Annotated in this window: 12 protein-coding genes and 3 pseudogenes; 5 read left to right on the plus strand and 10 right to left on the minus strand. The window is 58.2% G+C overall.

The features are described 5' to 3' along the window. The first annotated feature begins 249 nt into the window (after positions 1-249). Positions 250-1,317, plus strand: a complete 1,068-nt coding sequence (locus GNZ13_RS10860; protein ID WP_172163411.1) for a porin — start codon at positions 250-252, stop codon at positions 1,315-1,317. Positions 1,318-1,649: 332 nt separating this feature from the next. Here the strand turns inward: GNZ13_RS10860 and GNZ13_RS10865 are convergent, their stop codons facing one another. The 6 genes and pseudogenes from GNZ13_RS10865 to GNZ13_RS10890 all read right to left on the minus strand — a co-directional run bounded on the left by GNZ13_RS10865 (position 1,650) and on the right by GNZ13_RS10890 (position 6,360). Next, positions 1,650-2,426 carry a GntR family transcriptional regulator gene (locus tag GNZ13_RS10865; protein ID WP_172163414.1) on the minus strand — a complete coding sequence of 259 codons (777 nt, stop codon included), beginning with the start codon at positions 2,424-2,426 and terminating at the stop codon, positions 1,650-1,652. A 123-nt stretch (positions 2,427-2,549) separates the two neighbouring features. Next, positions 2,550-3,481, minus strand: a pseudogene (locus tag GNZ13_RS10870) (electron transfer flavoprotein-ubiquinone oxidoreductase); the annotation flags it as partial. A 221-nt stretch (positions 3,482-3,702) separates the two neighbouring features. Further along, complete coding sequence (locus GNZ13_RS54190; RefSeq protein WP_172163417.1) at positions 3,703-3,915, minus strand: hypothetical protein; 213 nt, start codon at positions 3,913-3,915, stop codon at positions 3,703-3,705. Positions 3,916-4,063: 148 nt separating this feature from the next. After that, a complete protein-coding gene (locus GNZ13_RS54195; RefSeq protein ID WP_172163420.1) occupies positions 4,064-4,273 on the minus strand; it encodes a porin in 210 nt (69 codons plus the stop codon). An 82-nt stretch (positions 4,274-4,355) separates the two neighbouring features. After that, entirely contained in the window at positions 4,356-5,315 is a 960-nt protein-coding gene (locus GNZ13_RS10885; protein WP_172163424.1) for a glutathione S-transferase family protein, read from the minus strand. Continuing rightward, on the minus strand, positions 5,308-6,360 hold the full coding sequence (locus tag GNZ13_RS10890) for an Atu2307/SP_0267 family LLM class monooxygenase (RefSeq protein ID WP_172163427.1): 1,053 nt from the start codon (positions 6,358-6,360) through the stop codon (positions 5,308-5,310). Before GNZ13_RS10890 ends, GNZ13_RS10885 begins: the two co-directional genes overlap by 8 nt. 460 nt (positions 6,361-6,820) lie before the next feature. On the opposite strand from GNZ13_RS10890, the gene GNZ13_RS10895 reads away from it, so the two are divergent. Next, a complete protein-coding gene (locus GNZ13_RS10895; RefSeq protein ID WP_236001938.1) occupies positions 6,821-8,596 on the plus strand; it encodes an adenylate/guanylate cyclase domain-containing protein in 1,776 nt (591 codons plus the stop codon). Between the two features lie 295 nt (positions 8,597-8,891). On the opposite strand, the gene GNZ13_RS10900 is transcribed toward GNZ13_RS10895, so the two are convergent. Both GNZ13_RS10900 and GNZ13_RS10905 read right to left on the minus strand, forming a co-directional pair. After that, the gene (locus GNZ13_RS10900; RefSeq protein WP_172163430.1) at positions 8,892-9,236 is read right to left on the minus strand and encodes a cupredoxin domain-containing protein; all 345 of its coding nucleotides are present in this window, start codon (positions 9,234-9,236) and stop codon (positions 8,892-8,894) included. A gap of 3 nt (positions 9,237-9,239) precedes the next feature. Next, positions 9,240-9,713 (minus strand): annotated as a pseudogene (locus tag GNZ13_RS10905) (metallophosphoesterase family protein); the annotation flags it as partial. 302 nt (positions 9,714-10,015) lie between these two features. On the opposite strand from GNZ13_RS10905, the gene GNZ13_RS10910 reads away from it, so the two are divergent. Next, the gene (locus GNZ13_RS10910) at positions 10,016-10,288 is read left to right on the plus strand and encodes a DUF4148 domain-containing protein (RefSeq protein WP_236001939.1); all 273 of its coding nucleotides are present in this window, start codon (positions 10,016-10,018) and stop codon (positions 10,286-10,288) included. 430 nt (positions 10,289-10,718) lie between these two features. Here GNZ13_RS10910 and GNZ13_RS10915 read toward each other — a convergent pair whose 3' ends face one another. Next, positions 10,719-11,036, minus strand: a complete 318-nt coding sequence (locus tag GNZ13_RS10915; RefSeq protein WP_172163433.1) for a DUF4148 domain-containing protein — start codon at positions 11,034-11,036, stop codon at positions 10,719-10,721. A gap of 760 nt (positions 11,037-11,796) precedes the next feature. Between GNZ13_RS10915 and GNZ13_RS10920 the strand changes: the two genes are divergently transcribed. Then, complete coding sequence (locus GNZ13_RS10920) at positions 11,797-12,099, plus strand: hypothetical protein (RefSeq protein ID WP_236001945.1); 303 nt, start codon at positions 11,797-11,799, stop codon at positions 12,097-12,099. A gap of 206 nt (positions 12,100-12,305) precedes the next feature. After that, positions 12,306-13,055, plus strand: a complete 750-nt coding sequence (locus GNZ13_RS10925; RefSeq protein WP_172163439.1) for a YceI family protein — start codon at positions 12,306-12,308, stop codon at positions 13,053-13,055. Here GNZ13_RS10925 and GNZ13_RS10930 read toward each other — a convergent pair. Continuing rightward, positions 12,971-13,552: pseudogene (locus tag GNZ13_RS10930) on the minus strand (porin); the annotation flags it as partial. The gene GNZ13_RS10925 and the pseudogene GNZ13_RS10930 overlap by 85 nt on opposite strands. Positions 13,553-13,561: the final 9 nt, after the last annotated feature.

Consider the following 13,561-nt stretch of genomic DNA (forward strand, 5'->3'; position numbering starts at 1 on the left):
CCACATAGGGCAACAGTAGGCGGCGACATATGGGGGCGGAGCAAGCTGCGCGCTAATTTCTATCATAGGTCTCGCAGTCATAAAGCCCATCGTTTTTATAAATGAATTGCGCAGTTCCCGGGCGGCATTCAGTCGCATCAAGTTGTAAATGACGGTGTCGGATAACGATTTTGGGGGCCGTCGTCGCAACGTCAGGACTGTAGGCGGGGCGTTTAAAAATCCAGTCAACAAGAGAGCCGATGGAGACATATGAAAATCAATCGCTTAGTTATACTATTTTCTTCGTGCATCGTTGCAGTGCCAGTTTGGGCGCAAAATTCGGTCACGCTGTACGGCATCGTCGATGTGGGGGTACAGGCTGTCAATCACGTGCCAACGGTCAATGGACAAGGCGGCACCGCATTTTCACTCACCTCGGGCGGGGCACAAACGTCGCGATGGGGATTACGCGTTAAAGAGGATCTCGGCGGCGGTTATGGTGTCATCGCCGTGCTTGAGGATGGCTTCGATGCGACCAAAGGAACCTTGAACAACGGCGGTCGGCTGTGGGGCCGATCTTCCTACGTTGGATTCACTTCACAGTACGGCATATTTACATTGGGACGGCAGGTTACGGCTATTTACGATTTCGACCTGGCTTATGACCCTGTTGGGCCTGCCCTTTACTCAAGCCCTGCGTATGATGCGGCGTTCGTCTCACGGGCGGACAATTCCGTGAAATACGTTGACGACGTGAGCCTGGCAGGCGGCAAGCTTTCGCTAGATGCGCTGTACAGCTTCGGATACGACAGCGTCACGGGTGTCGGACCGGTCGCGGGGGACTATCGGGTTGGCAAGGAGGAAAGCCTCTTCATCAATTACCAACGCAGTGTCGTCAGCGTAGGCCTGCTTTTTGACCAGCAAAACGGCAACACCATTGCGGCGCAGGATAACAAGGTCCAACGCTTCGGCGCGGCAGCCCAAGTCGACCTAAGTCCCGTGCAGCTTTACGCGGCATATCGGTTTCTTGCGCAGAAGCACGCTGCCCAGAATCGATACTCTTCGTTATATTGGCTCGGTGCGAAATACCTCGTGACGCCGGCATTCAATGTTTCCTCGGACTTACTCTACCAGCAGGACCGAAACACTGGCCAAGGGAACCCGGTGATGCTTTCCGCGATCGGAAGCTACCTGCTGTCCAAGAGTACGGACGTGTATCTTGAGGCCGCCACCGTTCTCAACAAGAAGCATACAAATCTCGGCGTGAACGGCTTTGGAACGTCGACCACAGGCGAAGTCCAAACCGGCGTACTGGTTGGTCTGCGAACGAGGTTCTGAAAAACACGAAAGGGAAGCGCGCAGGTCATCACTCGATGACCTGACACTTGCCGACGTCCCGTTCTGGCGGAACGTCGGCCGCGCCACACGCGGCAGTCGCGACGGCCATATCACGGATTGCCCGTCTTACACCAATGCCCTCAGGCAGGGCTTATCCTTGCCCGGTTCATGGGGCTGCGCCTTGATTTCCATTCGTCTCAGGGCGATCGAAACGCGGCGGATTCCATCACGCAAGTTAGCGACAATCTTACCGTTCGCGTAATGCTCCTGCCTTTCTTAGCTAAAGCATGTACCTCGAATCGGACCGACGTCCACTGCTACGCGTCACCGATTCACGGAGTCTTGAAAAAAGAATCGGGAACAAGATTCGTCGCGTTCGCGATCGCGTGCACGTGCGCGGTCATCGCAAACTCGGCTGCGTCCGCATCACCCCGGACTATCGCGGCGATTGCGGCATCCAGACCGACATGCATGTTGGGGATATCCGCTGCAAGCGCGCGACGAAACGGCAACCGGAAAAAGTGAATGTTGAATTGCTCGATCAGCTGGATCAGTTGCGGATTATCGGACATTTCCACGATCACCGCGTGGCATCGATCGTTCAGGTCGAAATAGCGGTGCCAGTCCGACGCCTTCGAAGCCTTCATGGCTTCAGCCCGCATCTCGCGCAATACGGCCTTGCGGCCTTCCTTACCGATGTTCTCCGCAGCAAGTCGCGCAGCGAGGGCTTGTAACCGTTCCCTGATTTTATACAAGTCTGAAATTTCTTTGCGCGTCAGCTGACGAACGCTGATTCCCTTATTGCGCTCGTGAGTTAGCAGGCCTTCCGCGACCAATCGGCGTAGCGCCTCTCGCACCGGCCCGCGACTGACACCGAAGCGTCGAGTCAAATCCGCCTCTACAAGACGTTGTCCGGGCACAAGCAAGCCCTCGGTGACGCCCAGACGAATCGCGGAAATGATCCTGTCGACGGCAGACTGTTCTTCCGCTCCGCTCCGCGCGTGGTCCAACTTTTCTTTAGTCATTTTCGCCAGATAGGGGAAACTTGAACTGTAATGCCGGTCGCACGAACTATTGTAATTCGGGAGGAAGATCTTAGCACGCCGCAAGCATGCCAATTCGAATCAAGCGGGGGCACCACCGGCACCGAACATCACCATTCTTCCTGCATAAACCGCTTGCTCCGATACTGGACCGTTTTGCGGTTCACTACCAGTCATTAAAAAAATCGCCTACATATTCGGATAGTTTGGTCCACCCCTCCCTCTGGCGCGACCCAAACAATGTTTTGCGTCGGGTCCTTGATATCGCACGTTTTGCAATGCACGCAGTTCTGCGCATTGATGACAAGCCCCCCGCTGCCGTCACTTTTGATGGCGAACTCGTAGACTCCAGCGGGACAAAAGCGCGCCTCGGCGCCGGCATACTTCGCGAGGTTCACGTTCAAAGGCACGGCCGGATCCTTCAGCGTCAGGTGCGCCGGCTGGTTCTCCTCGTGGTTGGTGTTCGACAGAAAGACCGACGACAGACGGTCGAAGGTGAGCTTTCCATCGGGCTTCGGGTAGACAATCGGCTTGCATCCGGTGGCGGGCTTAAGGGTCTCGTTGTCCGAATGCCGATGGTGTAATGTCCACGGCACCCGTCCACCCAATAGTTTCTGCTCTATTCCGACCATGACCGTTCCTGCAAGTATGCCCTTGCTCATCCATAGCTTGAAGTTGCGGGCGCGATGCAGTTCCTCTTTCAACCACGATTTCTCGAAAGCCTTCGGGTACTCCGTCAACGCGTCGCGCTGACGCCCGGACTGCAGCGCATTGAACGCAGCTTCGGCCGCCATCATGCCGCTTGAAATCGCCGCATGACTTCCCTTGATTCTCGACGCATTGAGGAACCCGGCTTCGCACCCAATCAGCGCTCCGCCAGGAAAAACGAGCTTCGGCAGTGACATGAGTCCACCGGCGGCGATGGCCCGAGCGCCATACGACACACGCTTGCCACCCTCGAGGAATTTGCGGATTTCGGGGTGCGTCTTGTAGCGCCGAAACTCCTCGAACGGCGACAGAAATGGATTCGTGTAGCCGAGACCCACCACGAAGCCCACGACCGCCTGATCATTGTCGAAGTGGTAGAGGAAGGAGCCGCCATACGTGTCGTTGTCGAGTGGCTAACCCTTCGTGTAGTCATAGGCGGCACCGACGAGGAAAGATGGCGTTATCTGATACTTGAAGTTCGGCTCGACGTTGTGAGACTTCGCGTCGCCACCGCGGCCCGTCGGGGGCAAGCCTGCTTCTGCGCCGATGTCCTTGAACTGGGTGTTGCTGTAGGTTGCGCCAAGAGTGGCGCACCGAACATGTAAGCCCCGCCCGCGCTGAAAATCTGCTGCGTTTACGCCGACGCGTACCCGGAGTACACGCGGCTCGACGTCATGTTCGAAGGTATCGTGCTCGACGTCGCGTTATTGCCGAAGTACGAATAGCTGGGGTCTTTGGCGTTGACGTATGCGATGCAGAGCGCCAACGGTCCGTTCGTGTAACCCGCCCCCAGCGACCAGATCCGGTTGCGCGCAAAGTTGCCGGCCACGCCGCCCAGGCAGTACATGCCGCCAAACGAAAAGCCACTACAAGTCAGGCTTCTGAACTTGACCGTTTGTTCACGCGGTTCGTATTGTTCATGTTGTCGAGATCTCCTGGGTGAGCGCCGAAATACGGCGACCACTGCTCAGCGACTTTGAAGATGCCGGTGAAATCTAGTACTGGCGACCCAGCGTAACGGTTCCCAGCGTGGCCAACGACAAACCGACATAGGCTTGCCGCCCGAATTCGTCGCTGCCCTGCCCCAGCTTTCGGTTCGCGACGTTGAAGCCGTTCTCGAGAACGAGCAATGTCTTGAGTCCGTCGCCCACGTCTTCCGTGCCACGCAGCGCCCAACGACCGCCTTGGATGTTCCCGCTCCTCATCTGATACCCAAACACTCTCGATACGCAGAGGGCTTGTCGGATTGATTCGGTTGCCTAAAGATTTCGCACGGTAGCGATGGTTTTAAAGTGCTGCGTCGAAGTCGATATCCGGTCCGACGGGCACAATTCCGTTGGGGTTTAGCCACGGATGGCTACCGTAGTAACGACACTTGATATGTTCAAAGTTGATTGTCGGTCGAATCCGCGGGTGCTGCGCCAGACGACGCGTGTGAGCCCACAAGCGGGGATAGTCCTTGAGCGCCTGGCGATTGCATTTGAAGTGACCATAGTAAACAGGATCGAAGCGAACAAGTGTCGTAAACACGCGAATGTCCGCCTCTGTCAACACGCCACCAACCAGATATTTCCGGTCCTGCAATCGCTGCTCGAGCCATTCCAGCGTATCGAAGACTTCAGTGACAGCCGCTTCGTAAACATCCTGTCGCGCAGCAAATCCCGCGCGATACACGCCATTGTTGAGGCTTTCGTACACGCGCGCGTTCACTGCATCGATCTCACCGCGCAAGGCTACCGGATAGTAGTCACCCGGCAAGGCCCCGAGAGCCTCAAACGCACTGTTAAACATGCGCGTGATCTCGGACGATTCGTTCGACACGATTGTCCGCTCGACCTTGTCCCAAATGACCGGCACAGACACTCGCGTCGTGCAGTCTGGGTCAGCGAGAGTATAAATTTCGTGAAGCCTGGTGGCATGGTTGACGATGTCGGGGACCACGCCGGGCCCGGGAGCGAAAGTCCGGCCCTCATCCCCCATGAGCCAGTGAACCACCGACAGGCCGATCACATTTTCCAGACCTTTGAGGCTTCGCATGATCAGGGTGCGGTGGGCCCACGGGCAGGCGAGCGACACGTAGAGTTGGTATCGATTCGCCTCCGCCTTAAAGCTTCGTTCCGTGCCGGATGGCGCGCCGTCCACCGTGATCCAGTCTCTGAAAACGGACGGCGGTCGCTGAAGGCTCCCGTCGGAAATGACGGTCTCCAGGCCAGTCGTGCGCCACTGGCCGCCAATTAGCTCACCCATGTTTGATTCCCAGGTTCGCACTTTGACGAATGATTGGCGCGACCTCAGTTCCGAGAAGCTCGATCGATCGACGCATGCTGTCGGTTTCGAGCGACGCGGAACTCATCTGAAACGTGATACGAGAAATCCCGCCCAGTGCCTCGCTGGCGCGCAGAACCTTGGCGGCCACAGTTTCGGGATCGCCGATCAGGAACGAGCCCCTCGGGCCGCACATTGCTTCGAATTGAGCCCGCGTCGCAGGGGACCAACCGCGCTCGCGCCCAATTTCGGTAAACATATACGACCATCCAGGAAAGAACGCGTCCTTGGCCGCATCCGTCGTTTCGCCCACGAAGCCGATGGCGTGCACGCCGACCTTCAGATCCGCCAGGGAATGCCCGGCCTGAACGCCAGCCTGGCGATAAAGGTCCACGAGTGGCCGAAAGCGATCGAAGTCGCCACCAATAACGGCGACCATGAGCGGGAGTCCGAGCATGCCGGCACGCACGAATGATTGCGGTGTGCCTCCGACACCAAGCCAGATCGGCAAACGAGGCTGGTGTGAACGGGGAAATACGCCGATTCCATCGAGCGCCGCGCGGAACCGCCCAGACCATTCCACTTGTGTGGATTCGCGCAACTTCAGAAGCAGTTCGAGCTTTTCCCCGAACAACGCGTCATAGTCCGCAAGTTTGAAACCGAAGAGTGGGTATGCTTCAACGAACGATCCTCTACCAACGGTGAGCTCCGCACGCCCCTTGGAGATCAAATCGATCGTTGCGAATTCCTGGAAGACCCGGACGGGATCGTTCGCGCTCAACACCGTCACTGCGCTCGTGAGACGGATATTCCGTGTTCTCGCCGCCACGGCAGCGAGAATCACGGAAGGGGCGGCGTCCAGGAACTCTTTACGGTGATGCTCTCCGATACCAAAGATATCGAGTCCCACACGGTCCGCCGTTTCCACTTCCTCGATGAGCGCTTCCATCCGCTCGACCCGAGACGGCTGGCGTGCGCCAGCAGCCGCAGGGAAAATTGCGGCGAAACTGTCTATTCCTATTTCCATAACTGTCTAATCCAGGAGCCAACGTGGAGCCAACGAAAATCAATGCTTCATATCTGGAGTGCAATGCTGCACGGTTGCACTGCATCTGAATAGCCGATATTCATCGATGGTATGCATCGTTATTGCAGATAGATTTTCGGCCGTCGATGGGCGCTTCTGCGGTAAACGCCAGCCGCCGGGGCGCAGTCACGTTGGAGCACCGCGGACCAGCGCGATCCTCGGCGGAAATCCTGAACCGTATAAACTAGATGTTGTTCAACTCATCGCTGATGCGTGAGTCGCGTGCGTTCAGCTTAGTCAGTCGCTTGATCGACAATAGTAATATTCCTGAAGGCACGCTTCGAAAGATCCAGCTCCACAGTGATGTGTCAAGGCACGTCGTCGCCCGGCTTGGCGTCGCAAGCAAGCCAGGTCCTAGCTGGCGTTTCTCAGAAAGCTCCACGACCTTGGCGACAAGGCGATGCAACCACATCGAACCGAACCCCGCCGGTCGATCTCCCAACGAAATGTCTTTGATCGAGAGGGTGGAGAGCAGATCATGTCGCGCTTTCCCAGTTTTCAAAGATGGCGGCCGGCGGGGGTGCGGTCGGTTCGGCTGACCACCGGACTGGTGCTGTTTACCTATGTAGGGACACACCTCCTGAATCATTCGCTGGGGAATATCTCGCTCGCGTGGCTGGAGCGTGGTCTGCTTGTACAGAAGTTTATCTGGCAGGGATGGCTTGGAACAGGCGTGCTGTACAGCGCGCTCGTGACGCATTTCTTCCTGGGTCTGTGGGCTCTGTATGAGCGGCGCTCGGTGCATTGGAATCGGGGTGAGGCGACGCAGCTCGTCCTCGGTCTGTGCATTCCGCCGCTGCTAGCAAACCATCTCGCCAATACGCGGGTCGCATTTGCCGCGTTCGGCCTGAACAAAGGTTACGCGCAGCTGTTGTACTCGTTCTGGATCGCTTCGCCGTTCTTCGGCCGGGCACAGCTGATGCTGTTGGTGGTCGCCTGGTCGCATGGGTGTTGTGGCGTCTGGTTCTGGTTGCGCTTGAAGCCATGGTTTGGGGCGTGGCGGAGCGTGTTGCTGAGCGTCGCCGTGCTGCTCCCGGTGCTCGCTCTGCTAGGCTTCCTGCAAGGAGGACGGGAAGTGATCGCGCTTGCGCAGGATCCCGTCTGGCGCGCCACGGCGACCCGGCCGACGGTCGTCGGGACTCAATTGCAAAATCTCTGGCTCGCCGATCTGCGCAACGACTTTTTGCTCTTCGATGGTGGTGCGCTGCTGTTGGTACTTGGAGCGCGGCTGCTGCGCACGGTCCGCGAGCGCCGGCACGGACGGCTCTGCATCTCATATCCAGACGGGCGCAAGGTATTCGCGCCGCTCGGATTTTCGGTGCTGGAAGCTAGCCGGATGGCCGGAGTTCCCCATGCCAGCACGTGCGGTGGCCGTGCCCGATGCACATTGTGCAGGGTACGCGTGCTCAGCGATGTGCCGCTGCCCACGCCAGCCGAGGCGGAGCGGCGTGTCCTGGAGCGACTGGGAGCTGACTCGCAGACAGTGCGTCTTGCGTGCCAGTTGCGACCGATCCATGATCTCTCCGTGTGGCCACTGGTGCCGCCGGCCGCATCCATGGCCTTCCTGCAACCGCGTCAGCGGGACGTCATGCCGCAAGAGCGATTCGCGGCGTTCATGTTCGTGGACATGCGGGGTTCCACACAGCTTGCGGCGGCACAACTACCGTTCGACAGCATATTCGTAGTCAGTCGCTTCCTGAGCGCTGTCTGTGCCGCGGTGGTCCAGGCGGGTGGTATGCCAAACCAGTTCATGGGCGACGCAGTGCTCGCGATTTTTGGCCTACGCAGCGAGCCAGCCATTGCTTGTCGCCAGGCGCTCTGCGCGGTGCCGTTGGTGGCAGCCAACATTGATCAACTCAACGCTGCGCTCGAGCAGCAGCTGCAAACGCCCATCCGGTTTGGCATTGGATTGCATTGCGGCCGGGCTGTAATGGGTGAGATTGGCTTTCGCGAGCATGTGACATTCACGGCAATTGGTGACCCACTGAACGTGGCCTCAAGACTTGAAGAACTGACAAAAGAAATCGCTTGCGACGCTATCGTGTCCGAACAGGTATTCCAGCATGCCGGCGTTTCGGCGGCAGACCTGCCGCAGCTTGATGCACACCTGAAAGGCCGCCATGACCCGGTTCCTGTCCGTGTGCTGTCCAAGGCATCCCAGATGCCTCAGACCTGACAGCACTTCGCGATATTGCGCGACACTCAGCGCCTGCCGGGTTAAGGAGAGTAGTCGTGGATTCGTTGAGTGCTATAGGAGGCCGGGAACATTGCGACGCGCACGATTGTCGACAGGCGGCCGGCGGCCGGCGGCGGCCGATGATCAGCCAAAGTCTATCCGCCGTCCTTCGCACCCAAGGGAATGGGGCGAGTGCCGCCAGGGTTCCATAGTCAATTTCGTGAACACCGCGCCCTCGCGCCTTCTTCCGGACGGTTACTCAAGCTCTGGCGGCATGCGCTCCGGGAGAGCGCACCTACTTGACGGTAATCGTCTCCTTCATATATGGGTGAATGGCGCAGAATACCTTGTAGACACCCGGCTTATCGAACTTGAACTGAAAAGTGTCGTTCTGATCGAGCGCGCCGGAACGGAACAGGCCGGCATCGTTGACAACCGTATGCGGTTCGCCATCGAGATTTTTCCACGTCACGGTCGAGCCAGCTTTGATCGTAAGCGACATCGGCGAGAACATAAAATTCTTTATGACGACGACATTAGACTCCTGCGCTTGCGCAGCGGAGAAATCAGCCGATGCAGCCATGAAAATCGCGACTCCGACGGAGACGACAATGGCGCGGCGAAAGGTGGTGGTTGGCATAATCTAGGTCCTGGCTGGTGAGCACTGTCTGACAAATCGGACGAGCGTCGTATCGTCGAGCGTCGCCTTGAGCGGGTGCCGCATGATCTTGATAGTGGTCACGCCAAGCATCCTTGGAAGCTGATCGGTCGCCACTGTCAGCGGCATGGGGCCGGGCCCATTGCCTGCCGTCGGTTGCGGATACGCGGTCGAGCGCGCGGTATGGAAGGTGATATTGCCTTCCACCTTCGACACGATCTGATGGATATGTCCGTTCAGCACGGTGACCGAACCAAAGCGCTTCAAATAGCTCATCGCCTGGCCGGCATCGCCGGTGCCCCATCCCCACGGCTCGTAGATCGTCCACATCGGCATGTGGGCAAAGACGACGATCGGCGTGCTGGACGAGCGGCCCTTCAGGTCGTTTTCCAGCCAGGCGAGTTGGTCGTCGCCCAAGCCTCCCAATCCATTCGGCTTGAAATGCATTAGATGGAAGATCTGACGACATAGTGCCCTCACGATTAGGTTCAGGCGGTAGACCGCCGGATTATCCGACGGGCCTCCCGACTGGATTCAATGCATAGACTGCCGGGTCATCCGTTTTATTCCCGCCCGCCGCCCATTTCGAATGTGGTCGTGGGGTCAGCACAAACGGTTCGCGCCCTGGTTGGCGGCAGTGGCCGCGCACCAGGATTGCATTGGCACGCGCGTCACGGCGACGTTATCAGAATCGCTGGCAAATACCGACCCGCCACCTGATGCTGCCGAGCCGACGGTGAACTGACTTTGTGGTCGGCCAAATGTGTTTTATTGAAGGCGCGGGAATATCCGGCGACGAACCCGCGTCTACATTGCATATCGCACATCAAGCTCAGGAGTCTGCAGAGACGAAGTTTGCCGCGGTCACAATTTCTCTGGCCATTCACGCGTCAGCGGGCGCAGTTGCTCAAGGCAAGACGCGCGCCGAAGTCGATCAGGAACTGGTCGAAGCGCAGCAATACGGCCTGGACTCGTCACCGAAACCTCGTAGCCGGACGTCGCCCGGATGTTCACGGCCCAGGTTACCCGCATGAAGCAACTGCATGTCGCCGCAACAAGATGCAGCCAGCAAGGGCGGGAGTGGCGGTACCTCGGGCAATAAAGCTAACTAAATGCGTGTGTCGATTAGACATGCTCATGTCCATGCGATGCCGCGCCTGCAAATACAAGGACCAGCAGGCCCCCGGCGCGTGCGCACGCGTGCCGAGCAAGCCTGTCCTCAACGAGCCGCGCAGTCCCTCGTCGGCCAGAGCCGGGATTCACGAATGGGCCAATGTCAGCCACGCTTTAGTGAACGCCGGCTTACGAATCGGCAACCGGACCGAAACCCACCACCGGCCAGCCCGCGAACGGGAGGGGCCGATGAAGGGCTTCCGATCGCCCATCCTCACACACATGCATTCCTCTCGAGCTTCGGCATGAACCGAGAAACCGTGTGCGACCTGTACGCGCAATCCGTCGCATTCATGGCGCGGGCTTCGTCTGCGCTATCTGGCTCCCTCCCGTCAGCGCATTCTTTTCCGCTTGATGTTTGGCCGCCAGTCTTTGTTCCGCCGCCTGAATGTCACCTGGGTAGTAGAGATCATTGGGAACAGGGCGATATCCGACCGCCTCCAACTCCTTGAGTTCATTCCGCACTTCTGCACGGGTGATCCGATGCGTGCCGGGCTCCACCGACGTTTGCGCGTACACACAGGCTGACGTTGCCATCAGCACCGCACTCACGATGAGCGAACCACGCGCGGATTGGCCAACAAGCCGATTAACCAAATTCGATTTCATGTTGCTACTCCTTGGATTTCGAGCGCGTGATATCCACAGTCCACTTGACTCCAGCGCACGGCGCTCTGCACGGGTAAACCACTGAACCGAGATCCTTATTCCCTAATCTCTTTCGCAGGACAAATAGAAGTCCTTGACATCGGCGATAAGAGGACACAGTGGCACGCCCAACCGTGCAGTTGTCCAACGATCGTCCCCTACCACCGCCATGCCCTAGGTCGATCGGAACAAGAACGTCGCGCGTAGGTGTTTCCGCCAAGCAAATTTCCTTTTTTCACAGGTTGCGGGAATATTCGGCGACGAAACAGAGTCTACTCATTGCATATCGAAAAATGGTCTGAAGTCTGTAATGGAGGAACTTGCAGTGGTCGTCGTTTCGCTGGCCGTTCTCGAGTCGTCAGGTGCCTTTGCGCAAGTCAAGACCCGTGCGGAGGTCTATTGATGAACTGATCGAGGCATAGCCGAACGGCCCGAACAACGTCACCGAAACCTCGTACCCAGACGTCAACCCGATTTTCACGAAGCAGGTTGCACGCATGAAACAGGCGCATCATCGCAACCGCTCAGGGATACCGGATGTTGCGCGCATGATGAAGCAGGCAGCGAACCGACGCTGGGAGTGAGGAAGCCGGATCGGCCGCCATGTTGTATCGAGCGTCTTTATGAAGAGCAAGGTCGATAGCAGGTCTCGCGCCTTCGACACCTTAAGGAGTGTGATATGAAAAACGTTTTCGAGAGAGTGAGCGTGTCGCGAGCACCGATGGCATTGAGAGGAATCCTGCTGGCGGTAGCGTGTATCGCCGCGGGCAGCGTCGCGGCGCAAGGTCTCAGCCCATATGACGATATCAACGCGCCTGAGAACAGCACCCGGTTGATGCCGCAGGCTGCACGCGGGAGCGAGTACCCCACCCATGGTGATCGGCAGGCGGGAGAGTTGAATCTGAATCCGACGGATCCGCGGGCACAACTCGCCAATGGGTTGCCGAACAATGCGCAGTCTGGTGGATACGGATCGCCACTAGCCGGTGTGAGGACCTCTGTCGTGCCGCCGTCGAAAAATTGAGGGTCAAGACGAGCCGGGTTGGTGCAGGATGTACTGCAGATAGCTAGCTGCATTGAATCGGGAGTCTGATTGTCATCGAATCCAGGCATGTCACGTGGCTGATTCGATTGCGCGCTGGCGGGCCATCAACGGCACCCTAACTGGATCCAGTGTTGGTCGCATCGCCTGCGCTCCTGTTACGCTGGTCAAGCACTGGGATGAAAGCGATGAAGAAGCATTCCGTTCATGCGATTGTCACGCGTGCGTTGTGGATTTTGGTGCTCGCGGTGGTCGCTGCATGCACCCCGCTCCAGGTGCTCACGCATACCGTCAGCCAGTCAGAAACGCGCGTGCCGCCAGGTCAGTACGAACTTGATCCGCACCACTGGAGCATTACATTCGACGTCGATCACTTCAAGTATTCGCGCTTCACGATGCGCCTCGATCGCGCGACCGCAAAGCTCGACTGGGACGAAGGCGGGCTCGGCAGGAGTTCAGTCGCGGCGACCATCGATGCCGCCAGCGTGGATACCAACGTGCCGCTCCTCGACAAGCTCGTCAAAGGCGCTGATATGTTCGACGTGGCGCGCTACCCGCAGATCCGGTTCGTCAGCACGCGTTTCGAACGTACAGGAGACGCCCGCGGCACATTGACCGGCGATCTGACAATCCGCGGCACCACTCAACCGGTCACGCTTGACGTGACGTTCAACGGCTTCGCACCCGATCCACTGACGAAAAAGGACACGCTCGGCTTCTCGGGGGAAGGCCATTTCAGCCGCGCGAGGTTTGGACTATCGACGTGGTTCCCGGCCGTAGGCGACGACGTAAACGTGCGGATTCAGGCGGAATTCATCCGTCAACCCGCGGCGTCCGAGCACGCTGCGGACGTACCCAACGTGTCGTTCAAGTCAGTCGTGAACGATCCCGCCACGCCTCCTAGGCTGTATACGCCGCCGAACGTCAACCCTGCGTAGTCGATGCTCCTGAACTTGATCGCGTTGTTGGTTTGACGGCTGTTATTGAAGTTATCCAGATCGCCTGATTGAGCCGAGTGCGCTGTACCGACATTCGAATCGCCGAATTCGAAGTTGCCCAGATAGTCCACCACGCTGTCGTACTGGCGGCCGAGCGTGAGCGTACCGAACCGACTGCTGCTCACCTGGCGTCCGAACTCGGCACCACCCTGCCCGAGTTTGCCGGTATTGAGGTCGAAACCATTCTCGAGCGTGAATACCGCAGCAAGTCCACCGCCCAGATCCTCCGTGCCTCGCAGACCCCAGCGTGTGCCGTTCAGTCCGTTGATGCCATCGAGCGCGTATTTGGTATCGCCGCCGGTCTTGCCAGCCACCGGCACATTGCTGACGGCCTCGAATCCTTCATCGATCAGGCCGTACAACGTCACTCTGCTTTGCGCATGGACGACACCTGCCAGTAGGCTCAAAGTTGCTAATGCCAGAAGTTGCTTCTTCACTGAGTGATC

It is taken from the genome of Paraburkholderia elongata (assembly GCF_013177735.1).
GTDB classification, from domain to species: Bacteria; Pseudomonadota; Gammaproteobacteria; order Burkholderiales; family Burkholderiaceae; genus Paraburkholderia; species Paraburkholderia elongata.